The sequence below is a fragment of the Streptosporangium sp. NPDC006930 genome, assembly GCF_040635605.1.
In the GTDB taxonomy this organism is placed as follows: Bacteria; Actinomycetota; Actinomycetes; order Streptosporangiales; family Streptosporangiaceae; genus Streptosporangium.
Map to the genome: position 1 here is coordinate 127,271 of NZ_JBEYID010000010.1, position 25,168 is coordinate 152,438.

Below are 25,168 nucleotides of genomic sequence, written 5' to 3' on the forward strand. Positions count from 1 at the left end.
GTCGTGACGGGAAGACCACGATGCCGCGTCGTAGCGGGGGAACGGCGATGTCGCGGTGTAACGGGGGAACGGCGAAGAGCGCACGGAGCTTCCTCCCTCGGGGTCCTCGCCCCGGGTCGTCGTCGGCCACGACGGCTGGAGTCTCCTGGCTCCCGGATCGGTGCTCACCCCGGCCTTCCCGTCCTTCGTCGGACAGTGGCCCGGGTGGGGTTCGCTCCCCGGTTACAGTGGCGGGACCGCGCCGGATTCACACCGGCTTCCTCCCTTGCCGTCGCCATCGATGACACTACGGCAGTCCGGGGCATTGCAAGAAACTGGCATTAACATCCTCTGAGTGTCCATTGCCGACTTTTCCGGACGATCGCGACTCGACGCGTGCCCCGGAGCGCTCCAGGTCCACGCCGCCGCGGACGGCGGCCTGGCCCGCGTCCGCGTACCCGGAGGTCGTCTCACCCCCTCCCAGCTGCGCGAACTCGCCGACGCCGCCACGGCGTACGGCACCGGCGTCATCGAGCTCACCTCCCGGGCGAACGTCCAGGTACGCGGTCTCGGGCCGGAGGATCCAGGAAGCGGTACGGGAAACGGGTTCGCCGCAAGGATGGCGAGAGCGGGTCTGCTGCCCTCGGCGACACACGAGCGGATCCGCAACATCCTCGCCTCCCCCCTGACCGGAGTGGACGGACCGGCCGGACCGGCCGGACCGGCCCGACTCGACAGACCGGCTGGACCGGCCGAACCGAGCGAACTCGACGGACCACCTGGACCGGCTGGATCAGGCGGAATCGACGAGCCGAGCAGGCCGAACGGACCGAACGGCATGAAAGGGACGAACCATCCGGACGGCCGTGGGATCGCCGACGTCACCCCTCTGATCGGCGAGTTGGATCGACGGCTGTGTGCTCGCCCGGCCCTCGCCGCCCTGCCGGGACGGTTCATGTTCGCCCTCGACGACGGCCGGGGGGACGTGGCCGGCCTGGGCGCGGACGCCACGATCCTGCCCACGGCGCCGGACGAGGCGGCGCTGCTCCTCGCCGGAACCGACACCGGCCTGCGCGTACCGCTCGACGAAGCCGTGACCGTCCTGCTCGCCGCCGCCGAGGCGTTCCTCGACGAGCTGGCCACCCGGGACGTCACCGCCTGGCGGATCGCCGAACTTCCCGACGGCCCCCCCCTGATCACCGCCCGGATACGAACCACTCTCGGACTCCCCGACACACCCCCATTCGAACCGGTGAGACCGCGCGTCGTGACCTCCGGGCCGGTCGGCGTCGTCGAGAGCTCGGACGGGCCGGGGAACCGAACCGGCGCCACAGGAGAGGCGGGTCCCGGAGACGCCGCAGGCCACGGAGACAGGGACACGGGCGGTCCGGAAAACGAGGGCACGCGGGCGGCGCTCGGGGTGGCGATCCCGTTGGGGCGGCTGACCTCCGCGCTGGCATCGATGCTCGCCGACGCCGCCTCGGGCGGGGAGATCCGGCTCACGCCATGGCGCGGTGTGGTCCTGCCCGGCCTGGACCGCGCCGAGGTCACGGGCACGGCCGCCCGCCTGGAGGCCGCCGGACTGGTCGTCGACCCCGCCTCCCCCTGGATCGGTGTGACGGCCTGCACCGGCCGCCCCGGCTGCGCCAAGTCCCTCGCCGACGTCCAGGCCGACGCCGCCACCGCCATCGGCTTCACCTCGCCGTCCGGAAGCGAGCTCTCCGGAGGAGAGCTCTCCGGAAGCGAGCCCTCCACGGCCTCGCCACCCGGGGGTGAGCCGCCGTCCAAGGGCGAACCGTCCACGACCTCACCGTCCGGGGACGAACTCGGCGTGGCCTCACCGTCCAGGAGTGAGCCGTCCAGGGGCGAACCGTCCGGGAGCGAACCGTTCGTGGCCCCGCCGTCCACGATGGGGCCGGGCACCGATACGCTCCCCGTGCACTGGGCGGGCTGCGCCAGGCGCTGTGGCCGCCCGAGGGGACGGGTCGCGGACATGATCGCCACCGGTGACGGTTACCGCCTGGAACTGGACGGCACCGCCCTGACCTGCTCCGGCATCGAGGAGACCGCGGCCGCGGTAGCGGCCGCCAGAGGGGAACTGTGATCGACTACGTCCGCGACGGCGCGGAGATCTACCGCCGCTCCTTCGCCACCATCCGCGCGGAAGCCGACCTGGACGGCCTGCCCGCAGACGTCGCCCGGGTCGCGGTCCGTATGATCCACGCCTGCGGGATGGTCGACCTGGTGGGCGATCTGCGCTGGTCGCCCGGTGTCGTGGCCTCGGCGCGCGAGGCGCTCCAGGCGGGCGCCCCGGTGCTCTGCGACGCCATGATGGTCGCCTCGGGGGTGACCAGGCGACGCCTCCCCGCAGGCAACGAGGTGATCTGCACCCTCGGCGACCCCCGGGTGCCGGAGCTCGCCGCCCAGCTGGGCACCACCCGCAGCGCCGCGGCGCTGGAGCTGTGGCGCGACAGGCTCCAGGGCTCGGTGGTCGCGATCGGCAACGCGCCGACCGCGCTGTTCCGGCTGCTGGAGATGGTCGAGGAGGGCGCGGGCCGCCCGGCCGCCGTGCTCGGCGTCCCGGTCGGCTTCATCGGCGCCGCCGAGTCCAAGCAGGCCCTCGCCGAGCACCCGGCGAGGCTGGAATACCTCGTCGTGAACGGACGCCGAGGCGGAAGCGCGATGACCGCCGCCGCGGTCAACGCGATGGCGAGCGAGGACGAATGAGCGACGACGTGAACGCACGCGTGACCGGACGGCTGTGGGGCGTGGGGCTCGGCCCCGGTGACTCCGAGCTGGTGACCGTCAAGGCCGCCCGCCTGATCGGCCAGGCGGACGTGATCGCCTTCCACAGTGCCCGCCACGGCCGCAGCATCGCCCGCTCGGTGGCCGCCCCCTACCTGCGGCAGGGGCAGGTCGAGGAGGCGCTCATCTACCCGCTCACCACCGAGACCACCGACCACCCCGGCGGCTACCAGGGGGCGATCGACGACTTCTACGCCGCCTGCGCGGTGCGGCTGGCCGCCCATCTGGACGCCGGACGCGACGTGGTGGTGCTGTGCGAGGGCGACCCGCTCTTCTACGGCTCGTACATGCACATGCACAAGCGTCTGTCGCACCGCTACGTCACCGAGGTCGTGCCGGGCGTGACGTCGGTGAGCGGTGCCTCGGCGGTGCTGGGACGCCCACTGGTCGAGCGGGACGAGGTCCTGACCGTGCTGCCGGGGACGCTTCCCGCCGAGGTGCTCGCCGAGCGCCTGGCGGCCACCGACTCGGCCGCGGTGCTGAAGCTCGGCCGTACCTTCACCAAGGTCCGCGACGCGCTGGCCGAGGCCGGGCGTCTCGACGAGGCCTGGTACGTCGAGCGCGCCACCACCGGACAGCAGCGCCTGGCGCCTTTGGCCGAGGTCGACCCCGGCAGCGTCCCGTACTTCTCGCTGGCGCTGATCCCGAGCCCCGTCAACGCGTCGAACCCCGCGCCCGCCGCCGTAACCGGGACACCGGGCGAGGCGAGGACGCGCGGCGAGGTGGTCGTGGTGGGACTCGGCCCCGCCGGGCGTCCGTGGCTGACCCCGCAGGCGCAGGAGGCGCTCGCCGAGGTCGACGAACTCGTCGGGTACGGCCCCTACCTGGACCGCGTCCCGCCCAACCCGCGCCAGCGCCGCCACCCCACCGACAACCGGGTGGAGGCCGAGAGGGCCGCGCACGCGCTGGAACTGGCCGCGGCCGGGTCGAGGGTGGCCGTGGTCTCCTCGGGCGACCCCGGGGTGTTCGCGATGGCCAGCGCGGTGCTGGAGGTGGCGTGCGAGCCGAGGTTCGCGGACGTGCCGGTACGGGTGCTGCCCGGCCTGACCGCGGCGCACGCGGTGGCGAGCAGGGCCGGTGCGCCCCTCGGCCACGACTACTGCGTGCTGTCGCTGTCGGACCTGCTCAAACCCTGGGAGGTGGTCGCCGAGCGGATCAGCGCCGCGGCGAAGGCCGATCTCGTCCTGGCCCTCTACAACCCGGCGTCGAAGAGCCGTACCTGGCAGGTGGCCGCCGCGCGGGACCTGCTGCTCGAGCACCGGGCGCCGGAGACGCCCGTGGTCGTCGGCCGCGATGTCGGCGGGGCCGAAGAGCAGATGACCGTCACCACCCTCGGCGACCTGGACCCCGGCACGATCGACATGCGCTGCCTGCTGCTGGTGGGCTCGTCCACCACGCGGGTGGTCGAGCGAGGTGACGGCGACCGGGTGGTGTTCACCCCCCGCCGCTATCCCGCCTGACCCGGACGTGGCGGCTCCTCCTCAGTCGTCGAGGAGCCGCCACGTGGTGAGGGCGAGTCCGGCCCGCATCAGCCCGGCGGGCTCGGTGAGTTCGACGCCCAGGGTCTTTCCGATCTGTTCGAGTCGGCGGGAGACGCTGCTGTGGTGCAGGTGGAGAAGGTCGGCGGCCCGGCGTAGGGACCCGGTGGCGCAGTAGGCGCAGGGTGTCCAGATCTTCCGGATTGCCGGCCAGTCTGGCGATCGCGCTCACGTCGGCGTTGTCTCGCGCGGCGTCCGGGGGTATCCGCGCGAGCAGCGCCAGAGCGCCCAGGTCGTCGTGGTGGACGACCGGCCGGCGCGCGGTGGTGAAGCGAAGGGCGGTGCGGGCCTCCCTCCAGGAACGGTCAGGGCTTTCCGCGGCACCGATGCCCGCGCGTACGCCCGCCGGAAACCCGGCCGGATCCACGGTGGTGGCCAGGATGACGCCCACGTCGGCGACCGGCGCCGCCTTCACCGGACGGGCCGGGCAGACCAGGCCACCGACCTGGTCGAGCGGACGCCGCGACCGCACCGCGATGACGCGGATCGGCAGGTCGGCGGCGAAACCCAGGAGTCGCAGGGCTCGTGCCCTGGCGGCCTCATCGCTGTCGGAGCTGATCACCAGCTCGACGAGCGCGGGATCGGCCATGGTGGTGCGGGCCGGGCCGTACCTCTCCACGACCGCCGCGGCGGCGATCGCGAGGCGGTCCAGCAGCAGCTCGTCGAGAGGTCCGGGCGGGCCGGGGCGTTCCAGCCACACCGTGCCGATCTCCTCCCCGTCGAGTGTGATCGGCATCATCATGGTGGACACCGGCGGCGCCGGGGCGGGCACCTGACTGCCGTCGGGCGACATGCGAAACACCCGCCCCGCACCGTGCAGCCGGATCCCGGTCACGCACTCGGCCAGGCCCGCCGAGGCCCGCGCGAGTGCCGGAAGGTCCACCCGCCGACCCGGATGTGGCGGTGCGGATCTATCGCCCCTCCCGGGCCCAAGGCGCCATCGTCTGGATGCACGGCGGCGGATTCGTCATGGGCGACCTCGACACCGAACACGCGTGGGCCGTCCGGCTCGCGGACGGCGCCGGCGCGGTGGTGATCTCGGTGGACTACCGCCTCGCCCCCGAACACCGCTTTCCCGCCGCCCTGGACGACACCTACGCCGTGCTGACCTGGGCATCCGAGCACGCGGCCGAACTCGGCATCGACCCGGAGCGGATCGCGGTCGGAGGTCACAGCGCCGGCGCGGGGCTCGCGGCCGCGGTGGCGCTGCGGGCGCGAGACCAGCAAGGGCCGCGAATCCGTTTCCAGCTGCTCAACCAGCCCGGCCTCGACGACCGGCAGCAGACGTGGTCGGCGCGGCACTTCACCGACACGCCCTGGATGACCCGCGACAAGGTCACCGCGGCGTGGCGGCACTACCTGGGCTCCACACCCGCCTCGCCGTACGCCGCCCCGGCGCGCGCCACCGATCTGTCCGGTCTGCCCCCCGCCTACATCGCCACCGCGGAGTTCTGCCCGAACCGCGACGAGGAGATCGGCTACGCGCTGCGCCTGCTGGAGGCGGGCGTCTCGGTCGAGTTGCACCAGTGGCCCGGCACCTTCCACGGATCGCAGGCGATCCTGTCCGCCGAGATCTCGCAGCGGCAACTGGCCGAGCTCGCCGCGGCCCTGCGCCGTGCCCTGGCCGAGTGAGACCTTCGCGACCGACGGTGGCCGACCGGACTCGCCTGCCGGCCACCGTCGACCACCACCGTCGACCACCGGCCCCCACCGACCGGGCGCCGGTCACGACACGATCGACGAAGACGGGAGGGCGATGAACGCCACCGCCGTCGCCACGGCGAAGAAACGGTCCACCCCACCACCGGAGGCCGATGCCGGACCTGGCCTGGCAGAGCTGCTGCGGCCTTACCGATGGAGTTTCGCCGCCGTCGTCCTCCTGCGGATGATCGGCTCCGTCGCGGGCCTGGCACCGCTGCTCGCAGTCGTCGAACTGGGCCGCACCCTGCTCTCGCCCGGACCGATCGACCACGCCCATATCCGGACCATCGTGATCGCGGGCGCGGCCGGCCTGCTCGTCCGGCTGCTGTTCACCGCCGCGTCGGCCGCGATCGGACACGTTCTCGACGACCAGGTGCAGTTGTCGTTTCGCCGGCGACTGGCCGCACGACTGGGACGCGTACCGATCGGCTGGCTCTCCCGGCGCAGGACCGGAGAGCTGACGAAGACGGTGGGACAGGACGTCGGCGCCGTGCACCCGGTCACGCCGCGAGGACACCGGGTGGAACTGCGCGACGTCCGATTCGCCTACACCGACGACCACGAGGTGCTGCGCGGGATCGACCTGGTACTCGAACCCGGAACGGTCACCGCGATCGTGGGCCCCTCGGGAAGCGGAAAGTCAACGCTGGTCCGGCTGTTGCCCCGCTTCTTCGACCCACCCACGGTTCGGTCCTCCTGGGCGGAGTCGACCTCCGCGAGATCGACGGCCGGGAACTCCACCGGCTGATCTCCTTCGTCTTCCAGGACGTCCGCCTGCTGCGCGCGTCGGTCGCGGACAACATCGCGCTGGCGGTACCGCACGCCGACCGCGAGGACGTGATCCGCGTCGCCCGGCTCGCCAACATCCACGATCGAATTCTCCAACTGCCGAACGGATACGAGTCGGTGATCGGCGAAGACGCCGAACTCTCTGGCGGAGAGGCGCAGCGGATCTCGATCGCACGCGCCCTGCTCGCCGCCACCCCCGTCCTGGTGCTCGACGAGGCGACCGCCTTCGCCGACCCGCGGACCGAACAGGCGGTGCGCCGAGCCCTGGCCACCCTGGGCGATGATCGGACGATTCTGATCATCGCCCACCGCCCGGAGACGGTCGCCGACGCCGACACCGTCGTGGTGCTGGAGAACGGGACGATCGCCGAACACGGCAGGCCCGTCGACCTGCTGAAACGCGAAGGAAAGTTCGCCGCGTTCTGGCGGTCCCGCCGATCCGCCACCGCCGACACGATCGAACCCCACGACGGCGCACCGCGAGGAGACGAGCCCCGATGATCCGAACACTGCTGCGCGTACTCGGACACGAGTACGCCCGGCCGATGCGACGAACCGTGGCCCTGATGACGACGACCGCGATAGCCGAAGGCCTGTCCTACGCGCTGCTGGTCCCCGTGCTACGAGCACTGTTCGGAGGCGAAGCCGCCGACGCCTGGCCCTGGCTCACCGCGTTCGGCGCCGCGGTCACGGTCTACGCGATGACGTGGCCGAGGGCGCCGTGCGCGTGGGAGGCGTGGACATGCGCGCGATCCGCACCGAGACACTGATGGAACGCATCGCCATCGTCTTCCAGGACGTCTACCTCTTCGACGGCACCATCGAGGACAACGTACGTCTCGGCCGCCCCGACGCCGAAGAGGCCGAGGTGCGACAGGCGGCGATCGCGGCGCGACTGGACGAGGTGATCGAGCGACTGCCCAACGGATGGGCGACGAACGTCGGCGAGGGCGGCACACTGCTCTCGAACGGCGAACGCCAGCGGGTCTCGATCGCGCGAGCACTGCTGAAGGACGCGCCCATCGTGCTGCTCGACGAGGTGACCTCCGCCCTGGACCCGGCGAACGAGACGGCCGTCAACGACGGCATCGAACGCCTGATGGCGGGCCGGACGGTGGTGATGGTGGCACATCGGATGCGAACCGTCCAACGCGCCGACCGCGTCGTCCTCCTGCAGGACGGCCGGATCGTGGAGGAGGGCCACCACGACGACCTGCTGCGCCGCGGTGGCCGCTACGCCGACTTCTGGGAGATCTCCATGGCACCGACGGCGAGCGAATGAGCCGGCCCATCACGCCACCCCCTGTCACGGGACCGCCACGCCGACCGGCCTTCACAGCTCGCCGGCACGCCGGAGCCGACGCCCCGAACCGCCCCCCGCACCCGCAGCGGGACCGGTCGCGCTCTCCAGCCAGGCGAGCGCCGCCTCGACGGTCGCCACCGAGGCCACCCCCTCCGGCAGCGGCGGACGGCGCACGATCACGACCGGCAACCCGAGTTCGCGAGCGGCGAGCAGCTTCGCGGTGGTCATCTCACCGCCGCTGTCCTTGGTGACCAGCACCTCCACCCGGTGCTCGCGCATCAGCGCCAGCTCGCCGTCCACCGTGAACGGCCCCCGGCTCAGCAGCACCTCCAGACGTCGCGGCACCACCGGCCCCGGCCGGTCCACCGAACGGGCCAGAAACCACTGCCCGTCGAGACCCGCGAAGGCCGGCAGGCTACGGCGTCCTGTGGTCAGGAACACCCGCTCCCCCAGCGAGGGCAGCAACTCGGCGGCGGCCTCCAAAGAGGGCACCCAGCGCCAGTCGTCACCGGGAGCCGCCTGCCAGCCGGGCCGTCGCAGGATCAGCAGCGGCAGGCCCGTACGGGCCGCCGCCTCGGCCGCCGAGGCGCTCATCCTGGCCGCGAACGGGTGCGTGGCGTCCACGACGACCTGGACGCCGTGCTCCGCCAGCCACGCCGCGAGCCCGCCGGGACCGCCGAAACCCCCCTCGCGCACCTCCCCCACCGGCAGCTTCGGATCACGTACCCGGCCCGCCAGCGAGGACACCACGTGCGTCCGCGGGCGATCGGCGAGCGCGGCGGCCAGCCGCCTGGCCTCGTCGGTGCCCCCCAGAATCAGGACCTTCAGCGCGGGGTCAGTCACGGCAGCGCGCGTCGGAGTACAGGTGGCTGTCGGGGAACTCCGAGGCGGTCAGCACACGTCCGACGACGATCACCGCGGTGCGGAGGATCCCCGCGTCGCGGACCTGCCCGGCGATGTCGGCCAGGGTGCCGCGCAGGATCACCTCGTCGTCGCGGCTCGCCCTCGCCACCACGGCCACCGGGCAGTCGGCACCGTAGTTGGGGACGAGCTCCGCCGCGACGGCCTCGATCCGCTGCACCGCCAGGTGCAGGACCATCGTGGCCCGGCTACGGCCCAGCGTGCCGAGGTCCTCACCTTCGGGCATGGAAGTGGAGCGCACCGAGGTGCGGGTCAGCACCACCGTCTGCCCCACCCCGGGCACCGTCAGCTCACGCCCCAGCGACGCCGCCGCCGCGGCGAAGGCGGGCACCCCCGGGATCACTTCGTACGGCACCTTCTCTGCGTCGAGCCGCCGCATCTGCTCGGCCATCGCGCTGAACACCGACGGGTCACCGGAATGCAGCCTGGCCACGTCCTCCCCCGCCCCGTGAGCGGCGACCATCTCCGCGACGATCTCCTCCAGGGTCATCCTCGCGGTGTCGACCAGCCGCGCGCCCCGCGGACACGACTGCAGCAACTCGGCCGGGACCAGCGATCCCGCGTACAGGCACACCGGTGCGGACGCGATCGCCCGCGCTCCCCGCACGGTGATGAGATCCGCGGCGCCCGGCCCGGCGCCGATGAAACGTACCGTCATCGCTTCTCCTCCAGGGCGGGCGGCTTGAGCACGGCCCAGATCGTGACGGGCATCATGGGCCGCCAGCCGGTGAAACCACCGACCGGGGAGGTCCTGCTGACCGCGAGCCGGACCATGTCGCCACCGAGCCTGCCGTGCCAGCGGGCCAGGACCGCCTCGGACTCGACGGTCACCGCGTTCGCCACCAGCCTGCCCCCCGGCCTCAGCGCCTCCCAGCACGCCTCCACCATCCCGGCAACCGTCACCCCGCCGCCGACGAAGACCGCGTCGGGCGTCTCCAGCCCGGCGAGCGCGGCCGGAGCGACACCGGTCACCACGTCAAGACCGGGAACGCCCAGCGCCGCGGCGTTGCGTGCCACCACCGCCGCCCTGTCCGGACGCGACTCCACCGCTACGACCCGGTTGTCCGGATGCGCGCGCATCCACTCGATGCCGATGCTGCCCGCCCCCGCGCCGACGTCCCACAGCAGCTCTCCGGGAACGGGAGCCAGCCGGGACAGGGTGACCGCGCGCACCTCGCTCTTGGTGAGCTGCCCGTCGTGCTCGAACGCCTCGTCGGGCAGGCCGGGAAGGCGCGGCAGCGCGACGGTCCCGGCGTCGGCGCGGCACTCCACGGCGACGACGTTGAGATCGTGGGTCACGGGCGGCGACCAGGTGTCCGCCCTACCCGAGACCACGCGTTCCCCGGCGCCGCCCAGCCGTTCCATGACCGTCACCGTGCTCGCGCCGTAACCTCGGGCGGCGAGCAGCCCTGCGACCCGGGCCGGAGTCCGGCCGTCGGCGCTGAGGACCAGGACGCGACGCCCTTCGTGGACGACCGGATGCAGCACCTCGACGGGACGCGTCACGAGGCTGACCACCTCGACACGGTCGGCCGCCCACCCGAGCCTCGCGCAGGCGAGGGAGACCGACGACGGGTGTGGCAGGACCCGCACCCGCCCGGCGCCGAGCAGCCGCACCAGGGTCGTGCCGATGCCGTGGAACATGGGGTCGCCGCTGGCCAGTACGCAAACCCTGCGGCCCCGGTGGGAGGCGAGCAGCGCGGGCAGCGCGGGCAGGAGCGGCGAGGGCCAGACGACGCGCTCGACACCGCAGCCGACACCGGAGTCGACACCGGGCTCGGCCTCCTGCCCGACGCCCGACTCGCCACCGAACCCCGCACCGTGCTCGCCACCGGGTTCGGTTCCCGGCTCGCCACCGTGCCCGGCAGCGCGTTCGACACCGCAGCCGGTGCCATGCCCGACCTCCGACTCGCCACCGTACCCGGCAGCGCGTTCGATGCCGGTTTCCGGGACGAGCCGCAGTTGCCTGGCGCTACCCATCAGAACCTCGGCGGCGCGCAGCTCGCGTCGCGCCGCCTGCGACAGACTGGCCCAGCCGTCGTCTCCGATCCCGACGACGACAACGGCGGGATCGACGGGATCGACGGCGGTGGAATCGGCGGAGGGGGGCTCAGACATTGCCCAGCACCCGGGTGAGGCGGATCTCGACCACGACACGGGCGGGATTCTCCCTCGGCACCCGATAACGCTCGGCGTAGCGGCGCTCGGCGTCGGCGACCGACTCGGGGTCGGTACGGATCACCGCACGCCCCTCCAGGGTCGACCAGCGGCGCCCGTCCACCTGGCAGACCGCGACGGCCGCCCCACCGTCACCCGCCGCGAGCACATGGCGAACCTTGTGCGAGCCACCCGAGGTGATCACCCTCGCGATCCCCGAGTCGGCGTCCAGCGTCACCCCCACCGGAACGACGTGCGGCGTGCCGTCGGCGCGCACGGTGGTCATCGTGCACAGATGACGCTCCCGCCAGAACGCGCGGAGGTCCTCCCCGAGATCCTTCAACAGCCGACCCTTCCCCGATTCCGCTCTACCGGGCGACATGCTAGCCGTTGCTGATTCCGTAGTCGGATATCAGTAATCCGGGCATTACGGCCCGGAAGGTCCGTCGCGGTGTCACCAGAGCGCGGGCTGCGCTTCGGTGTCCTGAGTACGGTCTCGCGTTTCCTTCCGACCATGGGTCGGTTTTGCGCCACCTGCCCGCCCACCCGTGGCCTTGCGGCTGCGGGTGGTAGCGCGGGTCTTCTGGTCGGCTCCACGCGGTTTCGGAGCTTACGCTCCCTGGTCTCCGGCCACTCCGGTACCAGTGGTGCAGGTCGCCGCGAGGGCGGCAAGGTTTCGGGCTGCGTTCTCGTCCCGATCCATCACAAGGGGGCAGTTGTCGCAGTCGAACACTCGAACGTGCAGCGGCAGCTTGGCTTTCACCGCGCCGCAGCCCGAGCAGGTTTTGGAGGAGGGGTACCAGCGCGACGCCACGACAGTGTGGCCCTCTGCCCACTGGCCCTTGTAGGTGAGCTGACGCCGGATCTCCCCGAACCCGGCGTCAGCGATCTTGCGTGCCAGGCGCCGGTTGCGGAGCATACCGGCGACGTTCAGGTCTTCAACCACCACCGTGCCGTACTCGGCACGGATGCCGGTGGTGAGCTTGTGCAGCGCGTTAGCGCGCAGGTTGCTCACGCGGTGGTGCACCCGGTTGCGTTCAGCGTTGGCCTTGAGCCAGCGTTGCGAAGGTCTCTGTCCCCGATGCCGTAGGTGGACTCGGCCTTACGCTGCCACCACGCCGCCGACACCCAGCCGACAGCCCAGTTGTAGGCGGCCCTGGCCGCGCCGCAGTGTGAACGCAGCGCGGCCTCCTGGGTCGCGTTCGGGTCCAGGGCGAACCGATATGCCTGAACCACGAAACCGGGCCGCGGCTCGAATTTCATCGTTGGCCTTCATTCGCGGTCGCTGCGGCGATGGCTCTGGCGGCACGGTTCTTCGCCGCCCGTTGCCCGTACAGGCGGGCGCACATGGAGGTGAGCATGTCGGTCATGTCGCGCACCAGGTCGTCGGTGTTCTCCCGCGGATCGAGGATGATCAGCTTCCTGTCGGTTGCGGACAGGGCGGCTTGCAGGTGCTCGACACCGAACCGGGCGAGGCGGTCTTTGTGTTCCACGACAATCACGGTGGCTCGCGGGTCGGACAGAACGCGGTGCAACTCGCGGCGCTTGCCGTTCAGGCCGGAGCCGACTTCAGTGACGACCTCGCCCACCGGCAGGCCACGCTTTGCGGCCTCGGTGACAACGCGAGCGACCTGCCGGTCAAGATCCGGTTTCTGATCCGCCGACGAAACCCGGCAGTACGCGACCACGTGGCCGGAAACATGCTTGAGTGGTTCTTCGACGATCCACGTGCCGGAGGGCGCCTGGCGGACGGGTACGGGCATCTTGCCGTCCTTCACCCACCGCCAAGCGGTCTGATAACTCACGCCCTGCCGGCGCGCCCACTCCGAAAGCTTCACGCATCCATGATACACGGCTATACATGACTATGTTTGTCTATAAAATCTTGAGCAGTTGCTAACCCCGAGCCGCGTCCGCCTCCGGACCCGGTCACCGGCCAGGGGTGATCACGCTCCCCCTCGCGGCCCCGCAGGATCCCGCGCGCCACTCCGCCGGGAGCCGATCGACCGGCAATCGACATGGAAGTGGCCGTTCTCCCTGCCGTCGCACCCCGGGCAGGCGGCATCCTGATAAGCATGAGTTATCACATATGCGTGGTGTGCCTGGGAAACATCTGCCGCTCCCCCATGGCCGAGGTCGTACTGAGGAGAACCCTCGACGACCACGGCCTCGGTGACCTCGTCACGGTCGACAGCGCGGGCACCGGCGGCTGGCACCAGGGCGGCCCGATGGACGCGCGGGCCGCCGAGACGCTCTCCGACCACGGCTACGACGGCTCGGAGCACCGGGCCAGGCAGTTCCTGAGCGACTGGTACGACCGGGTCGACCTGGTGCTGGCCATGGACGCCCACAACCTCGGCGCCCTGCGCCGCCTCGCCCCAGCGGGCGCGGACGTGCGCCTGTTCCGCTCCTTCGATCCCGCCGCCCCTGAGGGCGCCGAGGTGCCCGACCCCTACTACGGCGAGCGCGAGGGCTTCACCGAGGTGCTGGAGATGGTCAAGGCCGCCTCCGAGGGACTCGCCAAGCACCTGGCGACCACCCTGAGGTGAGGTCTCCCCGCCGGTTCCGCGTTCGCCTCCATGACCGGCGAAGGGTTTAGATCTTCAGGCGGAGGATTTTCACCGCCCCATCGCCTTTACAAAGTAGATCACAAACTGACCCCCGTCACTCATGAGATGGCCCTGGCCCCGGCGCGCCCGTCCCGCTCATGATGCCGTTCCAGGAGTGGCCCATCCTGGCGTCGTGCCTCCGGGACGCTTCCCGGAGGCACCGACCTCGCCTGCCCGCGCCACCGGCCCCCCTGGATCCGCCGGGCACCTACCCCGTACGGCCGAGCCCGTACGGCGGAGCGGCGGAGGACGCCTCTCGGGCGTCGAGGAGCTCCTCCCAGTGCTCCTGCGCCCAGGCGCACGCGGCGTTCATCGGTTCGAGCAGGCTGCGGCCGAGCGGCGTCAGCGCGTACTCGACCCTCTGCGCGGGATGGGCGGTGCGCACGATCAGGCCATCGCGCGCGAGTGTCCGGAGCGACCGCGTGAGCACCTTCGCGGTGATGCCGCGCAGGGGGATGCGAAGCTCGGAGAACCGCCGCGGCCCGTCCTCGAGACAGCGGATGATCATCCCTGCCCATTTGTCACCGAAACGGATGGGCGTGAGATCGGACGGGCAGACCGGGTCGAACATATCCGGATCGAGGGGCTCTGTCACCGCTCCACCGTAGCCGGGGATCCCGTCGGGGAACACCGCCGACCGTCACACCGAACCACCCGGTGGCCGGGTATCCCGATGGTAACCAGCTGCCCGGTTACCCTCCCGGCAGCGGCCGGCGATCAGGTCCGGCCCTGGACGCGAGGGGTGCGAATGAGCAGGATCATCGTCTTCGGTGCCGGCGGCAGGGGCGGCCGGGCGGCCGTCCACGAGGCTCTCCGGCGTGGTCACCAGGTCACCGCGGTCGTGCGTGACCCGGCCGGGCACAGTGACCTGGCGACGGACGGCGTACGGCTCGTCGCCGGCGACGTCACGGACGCGAACGGCGTCGCGCGGCTCGCCGAGGGTCACGACGCCGCGATCAGCTCCGTCTACGACGCGGGCGCGGCGCACGAGGTCTTCTTCGCCGACGCCGCCCGCGCCCTGCTCGACGGGCTGACGAGGACGGGAGTGACCAGGCTGCTGGTGGTCGGCCTGGCGTCGGTGCTGGAGACCGCCTCGGGGACGCTCCTCATGGACACGCCCGGCTACCCGCAGGAGTACCGGTCGTTCTACCTGGGGCACGCGGCCGGAAACGAGGTGCTGCGCACCGCCCCCGCCGCGCTCGACTGGCTGGTCGTCAGCCCGGCCGGTGACTTCGACCACCGCGGCACCCGTACCGGCCGCTACCGCGTGGCCCCCGCCGAGGCGGCCGGCCGCATCTCCTACGCCGACTTCGCGATCGCGCTGCTCGACGAGATCGACGCCCCCAAGCACCACCGCACGCACCTCGGCGTCGAGGCGGCCTGACGGAAGAGGAGGTCGTCGAGCGTACGGGGGGAGGCGTCCCACCGGCGCCACCGCCGCGCCCGGACGGCACGGAGGGGCGCCGGCCCCACTCAGCGGGTCTCGCCGGTTCCGCTCGCGCGTTCCAGGACCTCCAGGACGGTCCCTGCGAGCAGCGCGATCTTGTAGTGGTTGCGGGCCGCCGGAGCGCACCGGGCGGCCGCCAGTCCGGCCGCCCGGTCGAGGGGCTCGCCCGCCATGAGTGCCTCCTCGACCTCGGGCAGGCGTACGGGGACGCGGGCGACACCTCCCACGGCCACCCTGGCGAAGGTGATCCTCCCGCCGTCGGCGCCCAGCCGCGCCGCGGCCTCCACCAGCGGCCACTCGGCCTCGGACCTGCCGATCGCGCGGTGGTAGGCGGCCCGCTCCCCGGGAACGGGCGGCGGCAGGACGACGGAGGTGAGGATCTCCCCCGGGTCAAGCAGGTGGTCCCGGGAGGGGTCGGAGCCGTCTCCGTACAGGTCGGCGATGGGGAACGGGGCCCTGCCGTGCGTCTCGGCGGAGGCGTCGCAGGCGAGCAGGGCCACCGCCAGCGACGACGGGTGCGGCGCGACGCACGGGCCGCTGTCGAGGATCGCGGCGTTCGGGGAGAGCCCGGCGCGGGCCGGGCAGTGGTCGCCGCCGTTCTGGTGGCAGGAGAAGGCCGGGTTGCGGAAGTACGCGCAGCGGTTGCGCTGCAGCAGGTTGCCCCCGACGGTGGCCACCTCCCGGATCTGGGGTGTGGCCAGACCTGCCGCCGTCAGCGCCAGGCAGGGGTGGGCGGCGCCGAGGCGCGCGTCGCGGGCCACCCGCGAGACCGTGGTGAGCGCGCCGATCCTGACGGAGCCGTCCGGCTGCCAGGTCACGCCGGACAGATCGGGCAGGCCTCGCAGGTCCACGTGCGGTCCGGCCGCCCGGCGGCCCATCAGGTCGGTGCCTCCGGCGCGGAACTCGCCCCCGCGCCGTACGGCTTCGCCGAGGTCGGTGAGTACGGTCATCGAACGCCTTCCAGTGTGGGGATCCGGGGGGTGTGCTCCAGGGAGGTGGCCGTCGGCCGCCCCCTCCCGGGATCCGGGTACGGGTCCGGCCACGTCCGCGCGGAGGGGGTCAACGGGTGATCCCTTCGAGGAGCCGGTCGGGACGAATGGGCAGGTCGTGGGGGCGCCAGCCGGTGGCGTTGTGGACGGCGTTGCCCACCGAGGCGGCCACGCCGACCGTGGAGATCTCTCCGACCCCGACGCCGTTGCCGTTGACGTGGTCCCACCCGTCGCGGTGGAAGTGCACGGTGATCTCGGGGGTGTCGCCGATGCCGGGGATGCGGTAGTCGTCGAGGTTGGCGGTCAGCACGTTTCCGGTGACCGGGTCGACCAGCCGCTCCTCGTACAGGGCGTAGCCGATGCCCTGCACGACACCGCCCTCGCACTGGCTGCGCGCCGGCCGCTCGGCGTAGATGTGACCCGCCGCGATCCCGGCCCACACCCGAAGCGGCCTGACGGTGCCGAGGCGGGTGTCGACCTCGACCTCGGTGACGTGGACGGAACCGCTGAACCCCCGGCCGATCGCCATGCCGCTCATCGGGAAGGGGGTGACGTAGCCGCGCCGGTCGCGGCGGCGCCCGCCCACGACCCTGGCGCCGTCGGTCATGCCCAGCTTCCGCAGGCGCCGCGCGGCGTCGCGCGCGGCGGGGGCCACCGAGGCCGTGGTGCGGCTGCCGATCGAGGGCGGCCCGTGCACGGTGCCCGTCCTGCCGATCTCGACGCGGACGCGCTCGGCGGGCAGTCCGAGCTCCTCGCACACGACGCCGGCGATGACGGTGCGGACACCGGTCCCGATGTCCTGGGTCGCGGTCGAGGCCACGACCACGTCACCCTCGACGCGCAGCTCCACCTCCGTGGCGGGGTCGACCATGTAGAGCCAGTTGGCGGCGGCCACCCCGACGCCCCGGCGGAAACGCCCCGTCTGGGAGCCGGTGGGCGGCCTGGACGTCCACTCGGGCAGGGCCGCGGCCAGGTCGTAGAGCGCGTGCCGTTTGCGGTTGCCGTCCCAGCGGCGCCGCAGCGCGATCGGGTCCTCGCCCCTGCGGTGGGCGGCCTCGTCCACCGCCTGCTCCAGCGCCCAGAGCATGGGGGGTGCCCCCGGCCCGCGGAACGGGGTGCCCGGCGGCTCGTTGGTGACCACGTCGTAGTCGCGGAGCCTGCGGGGCGCGGTGCCGTACACGAGGCGGGCCATCAGCGCGACGGCCGACCCGATGGCCACGCCGCCGTGCCCGTGGACGTCCATGGTGAGGGCGGCGAGGTCGCCCCGGTCGTCGGTGAGCAGTTCGACGGTGGTGCGGGTGCCTGGGCGGTTGCCCGCGTCGGTGAGCTCCTCGGCTCGGCTGAGCACCACGCGCACCGGCGCACCATGGGCCCGGGCGAGCTCGACGGCGGCGATCGTCTCGACGGTGACGCCGACCTTGGCCCCGAAACCGCCTCCGACGTGGTCGGCGACGATGTGGACCCGCTCGACCGGCAGGTCCCACCGCTTGGCGGCCTGCTCGGCGGCGATGGTCACGGTCTGGGTGGACAGGTGCAGGTGCAGGTCGCCCTCGGCGTCCCAGTGGGCGACGCAGGCGTGCGGTTCCAGCGGGGTGTGGACCTGCACGGCGGTGGTGAACGTGCCGGTCACCAGGCGGGGGTCGGCGTCGCGCCTGGCGGCCTCGATCCGCTTGGCGGCGGTGCGCCCGCGCCAGCTCGCCCTGGTGAAGGGACCACGCACGTTGCCGTTCCAGGCACCGGGCAGTTCCATCCCCTCACTGGAGCTGGGGACGTGCTTTCTGGACTCCTCGTCGTAGACGGGCGGGGCGTCCGGCGCGTCGTCGAGCGCGGCGGGCCTCGGGTCGTAGCCGATCTCGGCGGCCTCCGCGATCGCCAGTGCCTCGCGGCGGGTGGGGGCGGCGACGGCGGCGACGGGCTGGCCCGCGTAGCGGACGGTGCGGTCGGGCGGCAGCAGGTCGACCACGTGGGCTGCGTCCACCGTGACCGAGGTGACGCGGGCGTGTGCCCTCGTGGAACGGATGACCACGCCTTCCAGCTGGCCTTCGAGGCGCACGTCGGTCGTGTAGCGAGCGCGGCCCGCGACCTTGTCCATCGCCTCCACCCTGGCGGGTGTCCCCGCGGCGCCGTCGTGTTCTCCCCGGCAGGCGGCGGCGATCGCGGCGTAGATGCCCTCGTACGCGCCACACCTGCACAGGTGACCGGCGAGGGCCGCGGCGATCCGCTCGCGCGGTGGCGCGACGTCGCCGTGCTCGGCGCGCCAGGCGTCGACGAAGGCCGCGCCCTCGACCGCGAACCCGGGCGTGCAGTAACCGCACTGCAGGCCGTCGTGGACGGCGAGGGCCCGCTGGACGGGGTGGTCGAGCCCTTCCGCGGTGGTGATCTCGCGATCCTCCAGCGCGGCGGACGGCAGCAGGCAGCTCGCCTGGGGCACGCCGTCCACCATGACCGTGCACGCGCCGCAGACCCCGGTACGGCAGGCGGCCTTGGCGCCGGTGAGGCCGAGACCGTCGCGCAGGACGTCCACGGCGGCGTCGTCGGGGCCGGCCTCCGTCGTGGCGGGCAGCCCGTTTACCGTTATCTTCATAACTCTCCAGTTGACGTCGTCAACATTATGTTGACAGTGTCAACCAGATACGTTGACGTTGTCAACACAGCCTGCCCGGAAAGGGGATCCACGTGGTGGACGGCACCAGGACCCGCCTGGTCGAGAGCGCGCTGAGACTACTGCGCGAGGAGGGCCTCGACGCCGTGACGCTACGCGCCGTCGGCGACCTGGCCGGCCTGTCCCGTACGGCCCCCTACCGGCACTTCGCCGACAAGACCGCCCTGCTCGCGGCGCTCGCCGTCCGGGTCATCGCCGATCTCAGCGCGCACGTCGCCGCCGCGGTCCTGGCGGCCGAGGCCCCGCGCGACCGGCTGCGGGCCTTCTACCTGAGCTACGTCGAGTACGCCGTCGCGCACCCCGAGGAATACCGGCTGGTGTTCGCCTCGGAGTTCGTCGTCGGGCACCACCCGGATCTGGAGACGGCGATCGACCAGGTGATGACCGCGCTCGGCATGGAGGGACCCTGGGAGGGGCCGGTGCCCAAGGCCAGGGTGATGGCCCTGTTCTCGACCGCCCACGGCCTCGCGGAACTCGCGGTGGCGGGACAGTTCTCCCACAAGGGGATCGGATACTCCGATGTCGTCGACGTCCTCGTGGATCCCGGCGAACGGTGACGAGCGGCCGCGGATGGCCGGAGGGGGGCAGAGAGGGTCAGAGAGGGACGGCGTCCCTCGGGTCGCCGTCACGGGGAGCACCGGCCGGGGAGGGCCGCGAGACGGACCGGCCGCCGCGCTCGGCGGCCCTCGCCACGTTGCGCAGCATCGGCCCGAAGACCAGGCTGTGGAAGGGCGCGACCGACCACCAGTAGAGGTGCCCGGCCAGACCGCGAGGGTGGAAGATCGCCCGCTGACCGTAGACGGTCTCACCCCGGTACGTGAGCACCCGCATCTCCAGCCAGGCGAGGCCGGGCAGGCGCATCTCCGCGCGCAACCGCAGCAGGCGCCCCGGCTCGATCTCCTCGACCCGCCAGAAGTCGACGGAGTCGCCCACCCAGAGCCGCCGGGGGTCGCGACGCCCCCTGCGCAGGCCCACGCCACCGACCAGCCGGTCGAGCAGACCGCGCAGGCTCCAGGCCAGGGGCAGGGAGTACCAGCCCACCTCGCCGCCGACGGACTCGATCACCGCCCACAGAGCCTCGGGGGAGGCGTCGACCCGACGGGCCCGCGCGTCGACGTACAGGCTGCCGCCCGCCCAGTCGGGGTCGGTGGGCAGCGGGTCACTCGGCGCCCCGGGGGTGGAGGCCGAGGACCAGCGGGTGACGACCTTGGCCTCCTTGACGCGCTGGAGGGCGAGTTCGACCGCCCGCCTCAGCCCGATCAGCCCGCCTGGCGGGTCCTCGACGTAGCGGGCGATGTCGTGCTCGCCGCAGACGGCCTCGTTGCGCAGCGACTCCACCAGCGGGCGGGCCAGGCTCGCCGGGACCGGGGTGACCAGCCCCACCCAGTGGCTGGAGAGGCCGGGGCTCAACAGCGGGACCGGGATGATCAGCCTGCGGGGCAGCCCGGCGACCTCCGCGTAGACCCGCATCATGTCGGCGTAGGTGAGCACGTCCGGGCCGCCGATGTCGAAGGAACGGTTCACCTCCTCCTCGACGGAGGCCCAGGCCACGAGGTAGCGCAGCACGTCGCGGATCGCGATGGGCTGCGTTCTGGTGCCCACCCACCGCGGCGTCGTCATCACGGGCAGCCGCTCGGTGAGGTGACGCAGCATCTCGAAGGAGGCGGAGCCCGATCCGATGATGACCGCGGCCCGCAGCACCACCGCGGGCACCGAGGAGCGCAGGAAGATCTCCCCCACCTCGACGCGGGAGCGCATGTGCGGCGAGAGCCTCTCGTCCGGCGCGAGGCCGCCGAGATAGACGACCCGGCGAACCCCGGCGCGCTCGCACGCGGCGGCGAAGGTGGTGGCCGCCTCGCGGTCGGCGGCGGCGAAGCCGCTCCCCCCGCCCATCGTGTGGATCAGGTAGTAGACCACATCGATGCCCTCCAGGGCCTTCGCCGCCTGCTCGGCGTCGGCCGCGTCGGCCTGGGCGACCTCGACCCGGGAGACCCAGGGCTGGTCGCGCAGGCGGCCTGCCGACCTCACCATGCAGCGGACCTCGTGCCCCGCGTCCAGCAGTTCGGGAACGAGCCGCCCGCCGATGTATCCGGTCGCGCCGGTCACGAGACATCTCATGCGTACATTTTCGTACGGCGCCGCCCGGCGGTTGCGGCCGGACCCTTTCATGTGCCGCGCACGGGCTCACGGCCACGCGTTCACCGCGCCTTCGGCCCGCCGTTCCCCGGCCGACGTTTCCAGCCCACCGTTCCCCCGCCGCCGTTCCGTACCCGCCGTTTCCGGCTCAGAGCCTCCGCTGGAACTCCTCGCGGATCTCCAGGAGGATCTCACGGGTGCGCGTGGCCGGCTCGGCCTCGATGCACAGGCGCTCCATGACCTCCAGGTAGCTGTCGACGTCGTCGCGCTTCTCCAGGTAGACGGCGCTGGTGAGCTGCTCCATGTAGACGATGTCCGGCAGGTCGGGCTGGGAGAAGCGCAGGATGCTGAAGGGGCCCCCGGCCGCGGCGTGGCCGCCGACGCTGAAGGGCACGATCTGGACGGTCACGTTGGGCAGTTCGAGCGCGCGCAGGATGTGGTCGATCTGCTCGCACATCGCCTCGGCCCCGCCGAGGGGTCGGCGCAGCACGGCCTCGTCCAGCACGGCCCACAGATGGGGCGGGTCCGGGCGGTGCAGCAGTCGCTGGCGTGCCATGCGCAGTTTCACCCTGCGGTCCAGCTCCTCGGGGGAGGCCGAGGGGAAGCCCAGCCGGACGACGGCCCGCGCGTAGCCCTCGCTCTGCAGCAGGCCGGGCACGAACTGGACCTCGTAGTTGCGGATGCCGCTGGCCGACTCCTCCAGGCCCACGTACGTCTCGAACCAGGGAGGCAGCACGTCGTTGTAGTTGTGCCACCAGCCGGCGAGGTTGGCCTTCTCTACGAGGGAGAGGAACGGCTCACGATCGGCGTCGCTCGTCACCCCGTACAGGGTGAGCAGGTCGGCCACGTCCCTGATCCGGAAGCTGACCCTGCCGAGCTCCATGCGGCTGACCTTGGAGTGCGAGGCGCGGATGGAGTGCCCCGCCTCCTCCAGTGTGATGCCCCGCTGCTCGCGCAGGCGGCGGAGCTGTGCGCCCAGGACGATCCGCAGCACGGTGGAGCTACCCCGCGGTGCGGCCATGGAGGTCATGGAGGCCGCAGAGGGTGGACCGACCGGCCGGCCGTCGGCGCTTGGTGTGATCATCTGCAGTCCTTCGGGCGCGGAACGCGATCCTGCGCCCACTCTTTGTGGCGATCGCGAGCCTTCACGGTACTCCGCTCGCCGCGCTCAGACCATAGAAGATTTTATCTTTCAATCACAGTGGCGGATCTTCAATTGATCAGGTCGTCGAACTCCCCGCTCTTCACCCCGCGGACGAAGTCGTCGGCCTCGCGGCGGGTGTAGATCAGTGCGGGGCCTTCGGGGTCGCGGGAGTTGCGCATCGCGACCCTGCCGTCGGGCAGTTCCGCGAGTTCCACACAGTTGCCGCTGGGGTTGCTGAAGTGGCTCTTGCGCCACACGACACCGTGCATCAGGGCGGCCGACATGCCGTTGTACAGCTGGTTCATCCTCGCCTCTCACCGATTAGGGAGGGAAACAACACTCCGAGTGTAGGGCTTTTTGTGCAGATGCACGTGCATCTGTACTTGCCTATGCACATTACGGAGGGCAAGATGGCAGACGGATCAACCTCGCCACACGATCGTCCCCTCCCCAAGGTCGCCGATGACTGGTTACCGAAGACACGAAGCCACACCCATCCGAGCTGAGATCGGAGGGTGGGAACGGTGGTTGTCGATGCTTAATCACCTGCTCCCCCCGAGCGGCCTGCCCCCCTGGGCCGGTAGGGAGGACCACGTCGGCCAGTTACAGATGGCCGTCCGCAGCCTCCGCTACGACTCGTGCGCGGCGCGGACCGCCCGCGAGTTCACCACCAAAGCGCTGAGGACCTGGGAGCTGGAGCCGCTGATCGACGACACCGGCATCGTGGTCTCCGAACTCGTGACCAACGCCGTACGCCACGGCACGCGAGGTGTCGCGCACGCCCGCTCCTTCCCCGAGGTCAGGGTGATCCTCTGCCACACCGAGCGCTCGGTGCTGTGCGCGGTCACCGACCCCAGTGACCAGGGCCCCTGCCTGCGCGAGCCCGACTACGAGGCGGAGAACGGCCGGGGACTCCAGTTGGTCGACGGTGTCAGCGAGACGTGGGGCTGGGCGCCGCTGGAGAGCCGGGGCAAGGCGGTGTGGGCGGCCTTCGCCCTGCCCTCGGCAGGAGAACGCCACCTGGAAGCCTGCCACTGACGACACGCGAGAGCCCGTCACCGACGGTCGAGTGCCGGGAAAGTTACCCGAGTGGAAGGAGGCTCAGACAGAAAACACATCACCCTGTGGGCAGAAGGTCGATAATGTCCGCTGGAACCGCATGCCGGACGGAGGACACCATGGCGTCGTCACAACCTGAGCGCCTCAGGTTCGATCCCACGATCCCGAACGCGGGCCGGATATCCGACTACTTCCTGGGCGGCAAGGACAACTTCGCCAGCGACCGGACCGCCGCGCAGGTGGCGCTCTCCATCGCCCCCGAACTCCCTGCCATGTCGCGGGAAGGGCGCAGATTCCTCGACCGCGTCGTGCGCTTCCTGGTCGAGGCCGGCATCCGCCAGTTCGTCGACATCGGCTGCGGCCTGCCGACCCAGGGCAGCGTGCACCAGATCCTGCGCGGCATCGCGCCCGAGGCGCGGGTCGTCTACGTCGACAACGACCCGATGGTCGTCGTCCACGCCCAGGCCCTCCTGAAGGACGACAGCCCGGCCGTCGTCGTCGAGGCGGACATGCGCGACCCCGAGCGGCTCCTGGCACATCCCGGCCTCACCGACCTGATCGACCTCGACGAGCCCGTGGCGATCCTGCTCTTCTCGGTCCTGACCGACCTCTCCGACGACGTCGAGGCGATGCAGGCCGTCGTCGCCCTGCAGAAGGCCGTCGCACCGGGCAGCTACATGGCCCTCTCCCACGCGGTCTCCGATCTGTGCCCGGACAGGACCGCGCGGCTCGCCACCCTCTTCCAGGACAGCGGGTCGATCACCGGTCCCCGCCGTGCGAACCTGCGCACCAAGGCCGAGGTCGAACTCTTCCTCGACGGGCTGAAGCCGGTCGAACCGGGCGTCGTCTACATTCCCGAATGGCGGCCGGAGGGCGCGATGCCCCACCGGCCGGATGCCGTCTGGGTCGTCGGCGGAGTCGCGCGAAAAGAGTAGGCTTTTTTGGGAAATCGTCGAGTTTTGCCGGCATTCATGGCGCCTCGGCATCTGTTCACGCGACGCGCGATTCTCTAATGTCGCAGGCAACAGCGGAGGTGAGAACTTGAACGACACGTCCCGGCGGCCGGGGGCAGGCCTGGACACCAGCGTTCCCAACATCGCCAGAATGAACGACTACTTCCTCGGCGGGAAGGACAACTTCGCCGCCGACCGCAAGGCGGCCGAGGAAGTGCTCGCCATCGCGCCCGAGATCAGGACCATGACGCACGAGGCCCAGGCCTTCCTGCGCCGGATGGTGCGATATCTCGTCGAGCGAGGCATGACCCAGTTCGTCGTCATCGGCGCCGGTCTGCCCAGCCGCCGCAACGTCCACCAGGTGGCCCAGGAGATCGCGCCCGACACGCGCGTGGTCTACGTCTCCAACGACCCCGTGGTGCTCTCCCACGCCCGCGCCACGCTCGCCACCAACCCGTACACCACCGCCGTCGAGGGTGACGTCCTGCACCCCCGCGAGCTGCTCACCGACCCGGAACTACTGCGTCTGGTCGACCTGGAGCTACCGGTGGCCGTCCTGATCCTGTCGGCCCTGCAGTTCATCCCCGACGAGGACGACCCGCACAAGAGCGTGGCCATCCTTCGCGACGCGGTGCCGGTCGGCAGCCACTTCGGCATCGGCCACGTCGTCTTCGACACGCGACCGGAGGCCAAGGGCCCGCTGGTCGAGATCTTCCAGCGGGTCCTCGGCCGCACCGAGGACGCCTCTCGGCGGAGCGATCAGGTGCTGCGCTTCTTCGACGGGCTGGAACTGGTCGACCCCGGCCTGGTCTACATACGCCACTGGCACCCCGACAACCCGCTCACCGCGCAGGGCCGCGACAGGACGTGGACGATGGGCGGGGTGGCCCGCAAGGTCAAGGACTGACGAGCACCGCCCCCCGCACGCGACCGGCGGATCCCTCCCGCCCGCCTCCAGGAGATTCCGACAGGAGGA

The 25,168-nt window shown here is 71.8% G+C and carries 26 protein-coding genes, 1 pseudogene and 1 riboswitch; of the genes and pseudogenes, 13 read left to right on the forward strand and 14 right to left on the reverse strand.

Going from position 1 to position 25,168, the window contains the following annotated elements; translation table 11 throughout:
• Window positions 1–117: 117 nt before the first annotated feature.
• Window positions 118–313: riboswitch (cobalamin riboswitch) on the reverse strand.
• Window positions 314–334: 21 nt separating this feature from the next.
• The 3 genes from ABZ664_RS19420 to ABZ664_RS19430 are packed head-to-tail and all read left to right on the forward strand — an operon-like array spanning window position 335 to window position 4,244.
• Window positions 335–2,083 (forward strand): precorrin-3B synthase, encoded by a 1,749-nt coding sequence (locus ABZ664_RS19420; protein ID WP_362511212.1) that lies wholly within the window; start codon window positions 335–337, stop codon window positions 2,081–2,083.
• Entirely contained in the window at window positions 2,080–2,706 is a 627-nt protein-coding gene (locus ABZ664_RS19425) for a precorrin-8X methylmutase (protein WP_362511215.1), read from the forward strand. Before ABZ664_RS19420 ends, ABZ664_RS19425 begins: the two co-directional genes overlap by 4 nt.
• Window positions 2,707–2,726: 20 nt before the next feature.
• Window positions 2,727–4,244 carry a precorrin-2 C(20)-methyltransferase gene (locus tag ABZ664_RS19430; RefSeq protein ID WP_362511667.1) on the forward strand — a complete coding sequence of 506 codons (1,518 nt, stop codon included), beginning with the start codon at window positions 2,727–2,729 and terminating at the stop codon, window positions 4,242–4,244.
• A 21-nt stretch (window positions 4,245–4,265) separates the two neighbouring features.
• On the opposite strand, the gene ABZ664_RS19435 is transcribed toward ABZ664_RS19430, so the two are convergent.
• Window positions 4,266–4,466: a helix-turn-helix domain-containing protein gene (locus tag ABZ664_RS19435; RefSeq protein ID WP_362511670.1), complete on the reverse strand. Its 201-nt coding sequence runs from the start codon at window positions 4,464–4,466 to the stop codon at window positions 4,266–4,268.
• 759 nt (window positions 4,467–5,225) lie between these two features.
• On the opposite strand from ABZ664_RS19435, the gene ABZ664_RS19440 reads away from it, so the two are divergent.
• The 4 genes and pseudogenes from ABZ664_RS19440 to ABZ664_RS19455 all read left to right on the forward strand — a co-directional run bounded on the left by ABZ664_RS19440 (window position 5,226) and on the right by ABZ664_RS19455 (window position 8,094).
• The gene (locus tag ABZ664_RS19440; RefSeq protein ID WP_362511218.1) at window positions 5,226–5,954 is read left to right on the forward strand and encodes an alpha/beta hydrolase; all 729 of its coding nucleotides are present in this window, start codon (window positions 5,226–5,228) and stop codon (window positions 5,952–5,954) included.
• 253 nt (window positions 5,955–6,207) lie between these two features.
• Window positions 6,208–7,313, forward strand: a pseudogene (locus ABZ664_RS19445) (ABC transporter ATP-binding protein).
• A complete protein-coding gene (locus tag ABZ664_RS19450; protein ID WP_362511221.1) occupies window positions 7,310–7,582 on the forward strand; it encodes a hypothetical protein in 273 nt (90 codons plus the stop codon). The pseudogene ABZ664_RS19445 and the gene ABZ664_RS19450 overlap by 4 nt, the downstream one beginning before the upstream one ends.
• On the forward strand, window positions 7,555–8,094 hold the full coding sequence (locus ABZ664_RS19455) for an ATP-binding cassette domain-containing protein (RefSeq protein WP_362511224.1): 540 nt from the start codon (window positions 7,555–7,557) through the stop codon (window positions 8,092–8,094). The genes ABZ664_RS19450 and ABZ664_RS19455 overlap by 28 nt, the downstream gene beginning before the upstream one ends.
• Window positions 8,095–8,145: 51 nt before the next feature.
• Here the strand turns inward: ABZ664_RS19455 and ABZ664_RS19460 are convergent, their stop codons facing one another.
• The 7 genes from ABZ664_RS19460 to ABZ664_RS19490 form a co-directional block, all read right to left on the reverse strand.
• Window positions 8,146–8,943, reverse strand: coding sequence for a cobalt-precorrin-6A reductase (locus ABZ664_RS19460; RefSeq protein WP_362511673.1), 798 nt, complete (start codon window positions 8,941–8,943; stop codon window positions 8,146–8,148).
• Between the two features lie 7 nt (window positions 8,944–8,950).
• Window positions 8,951–9,694, reverse strand: a complete 744-nt coding sequence (gene cobM / locus ABZ664_RS19465; protein WP_362511228.1) for a precorrin-4 C(11)-methyltransferase — start codon at window positions 9,692–9,694, stop codon at window positions 8,951–8,953.
• Window positions 9,691–11,154 carry a precorrin-6y C5,15-methyltransferase (decarboxylating) subunit CbiE gene (gene cbiE, locus ABZ664_RS19470; protein ID WP_362511231.1) on the reverse strand — a complete coding sequence of 488 codons (1,464 nt, stop codon included), beginning with the start codon at window positions 11,152–11,154 and terminating at the stop codon, window positions 9,691–9,693. The genes cobM and cbiE overlap by 4 nt, the downstream gene beginning before the upstream one ends.
• Window positions 11,147–11,575: a TIGR03618 family F420-dependent PPOX class oxidoreductase gene (locus ABZ664_RS19475; RefSeq protein ID WP_362511234.1), complete on the reverse strand. Its 429-nt coding sequence runs from the start codon at window positions 11,573–11,575 to the stop codon at window positions 11,147–11,149. Before ABZ664_RS19475 ends, cbiE begins: the two co-directional genes overlap by 8 nt.
• A gap of 228 nt (window positions 11,576–11,803) precedes the next feature.
• Complete coding sequence (locus tag ABZ664_RS19480) at window positions 11,804–12,220, reverse strand: RNA-guided endonuclease TnpB family protein (protein WP_362511237.1); 417 nt, start codon at window positions 12,218–12,220, stop codon at window positions 11,804–11,806.
• Window positions 12,205–12,456, reverse strand: coding sequence for a helix-turn-helix domain-containing protein (locus tag ABZ664_RS19485; RefSeq protein WP_362511240.1), 252 nt, complete (start codon window positions 12,454–12,456; stop codon window positions 12,205–12,207). Before ABZ664_RS19485 ends, ABZ664_RS19480 begins: the two co-directional genes overlap by 16 nt.
• On the reverse strand, window positions 12,453–13,031 hold the full coding sequence (locus ABZ664_RS19490) for an IS607 family transposase (protein ID WP_362511243.1): 579 nt from the start codon (window positions 13,029–13,031) through the stop codon (window positions 12,453–12,455). The genes ABZ664_RS19485 and ABZ664_RS19490 overlap by 4 nt, the downstream gene beginning before the upstream one ends.
• A 237-nt stretch (window positions 13,032–13,268) precedes the next feature.
• Here ABZ664_RS19490 and ABZ664_RS19495 point away from each other — a divergent pair, with 237 nt between their 5' ends.
• On the forward strand, window positions 13,269–13,742 hold the full coding sequence (locus tag ABZ664_RS19495; RefSeq protein WP_362511246.1) for a low molecular weight protein-tyrosine-phosphatase: 474 nt from the start codon (window positions 13,269–13,271) through the stop codon (window positions 13,740–13,742).
• A 268-nt stretch (window positions 13,743–14,010) separates the two neighbouring features.
• Here ABZ664_RS19495 and ABZ664_RS19500 read toward each other — a convergent pair whose 3' ends face one another.
• Entirely contained in the window at window positions 14,011–14,397 is a 387-nt protein-coding gene (locus tag ABZ664_RS19500; protein ID WP_362511250.1) for a helix-turn-helix domain-containing protein, read from the reverse strand.
• Between the two features lie 153 nt (window positions 14,398–14,550).
• Between ABZ664_RS19500 and ABZ664_RS19505 the strand changes: the two genes are divergently transcribed.
• Entirely contained in the window at window positions 14,551–15,186 is a 636-nt protein-coding gene (locus ABZ664_RS19505) for an NAD(P)H-binding protein (protein ID WP_362511253.1), read from the forward strand.
• Window positions 15,187–15,275: 89 nt separating this feature from the next.
• On the opposite strand, the gene ABZ664_RS19510 is transcribed toward ABZ664_RS19505, so the two are convergent.
• Both ABZ664_RS19510 and ABZ664_RS19515 read right to left on the reverse strand, forming a co-directional pair.
• Window positions 15,276–16,199: an FAD binding domain-containing protein gene (locus ABZ664_RS19510; RefSeq protein WP_362511256.1), complete on the reverse strand. Its 924-nt coding sequence runs from the start codon at window positions 16,197–16,199 to the stop codon at window positions 15,276–15,278.
• A 109-nt stretch (window positions 16,200–16,308) separates the two neighbouring features.
• Entirely contained in the window at window positions 16,309–18,822 is a 2,514-nt protein-coding gene (locus tag ABZ664_RS19515; RefSeq protein ID WP_362511259.1) for a molybdopterin-dependent oxidoreductase, read from the reverse strand.
• A gap of 95 nt (window positions 18,823–18,917) precedes the next feature.
• Here ABZ664_RS19515 and ABZ664_RS19520 point away from each other — a divergent pair, with 95 nt between their 5' ends.
• Window positions 18,918–19,457 (forward strand): TetR/AcrR family transcriptional regulator, encoded by a 540-nt coding sequence (locus ABZ664_RS19520; RefSeq protein WP_362511262.1) that lies wholly within the window; start codon window positions 18,918–18,920, stop codon window positions 19,455–19,457.
• A gap of 37 nt (window positions 19,458–19,494) precedes the next feature.
• On the opposite strand, the gene ABZ664_RS19525 is transcribed toward ABZ664_RS19520, so the two are convergent.
• From ABZ664_RS19525 to ABZ664_RS19535, 3 genes are all read right to left on the reverse strand, one after another.
• Window positions 19,495–21,018 carry an SDR family oxidoreductase gene (locus tag ABZ664_RS19525; RefSeq protein ID WP_362511266.1) on the reverse strand — a complete coding sequence of 508 codons (1,524 nt, stop codon included), beginning with the start codon at window positions 21,016–21,018 and terminating at the stop codon, window positions 19,495–19,497.
• A 166-nt stretch (window positions 21,019–21,184) separates the two neighbouring features.
• Complete coding sequence (locus ABZ664_RS19530) at window positions 21,185–22,066, reverse strand: helix-turn-helix transcriptional regulator (protein WP_362511676.1); 882 nt, start codon at window positions 22,064–22,066, stop codon at window positions 21,185–21,187.
• 182 nt (window positions 22,067–22,248) lie between these two features.
• The gene (locus ABZ664_RS19535; RefSeq protein WP_362511269.1) at window positions 22,249–22,485 is read right to left on the reverse strand and encodes a DUF397 domain-containing protein; all 237 of its coding nucleotides are present in this window, start codon (window positions 22,483–22,485) and stop codon (window positions 22,249–22,251) included.
• A 229-nt stretch (window positions 22,486–22,714) separates the two neighbouring features.
• Here ABZ664_RS19535 and ABZ664_RS19540 point away from each other — a divergent pair, with 229 nt between their 5' ends.
• The 3 genes from ABZ664_RS19540 to ABZ664_RS19550 all read left to right on the forward strand — a co-directional run bounded on the left by ABZ664_RS19540 (window position 22,715) and on the right by ABZ664_RS19550 (window position 25,099).
• Window positions 22,715–23,218: an ATP-binding protein gene (locus tag ABZ664_RS19540; protein WP_362511678.1), complete on the forward strand. Its 504-nt coding sequence runs from the start codon at window positions 22,715–22,717 to the stop codon at window positions 23,216–23,218.
• 140 nt (window positions 23,219–23,358) lie between these two features.
• Window positions 23,359–24,174 carry an SAM-dependent methyltransferase gene (locus ABZ664_RS19545; RefSeq protein WP_362511272.1) on the forward strand — a complete coding sequence of 272 codons (816 nt, stop codon included), beginning with the start codon at window positions 23,359–23,361 and terminating at the stop codon, window positions 24,172–24,174.
• Between the two features lie 106 nt (window positions 24,175–24,280).
• Window positions 24,281–25,099: an SAM-dependent methyltransferase gene (locus ABZ664_RS19550; RefSeq protein ID WP_362511275.1), complete on the forward strand. Its 819-nt coding sequence runs from the start codon at window positions 24,281–24,283 to the stop codon at window positions 25,097–25,099.
• The last annotated feature ends 69 nt before the right edge of the window (window positions 25,100–25,168 follow it).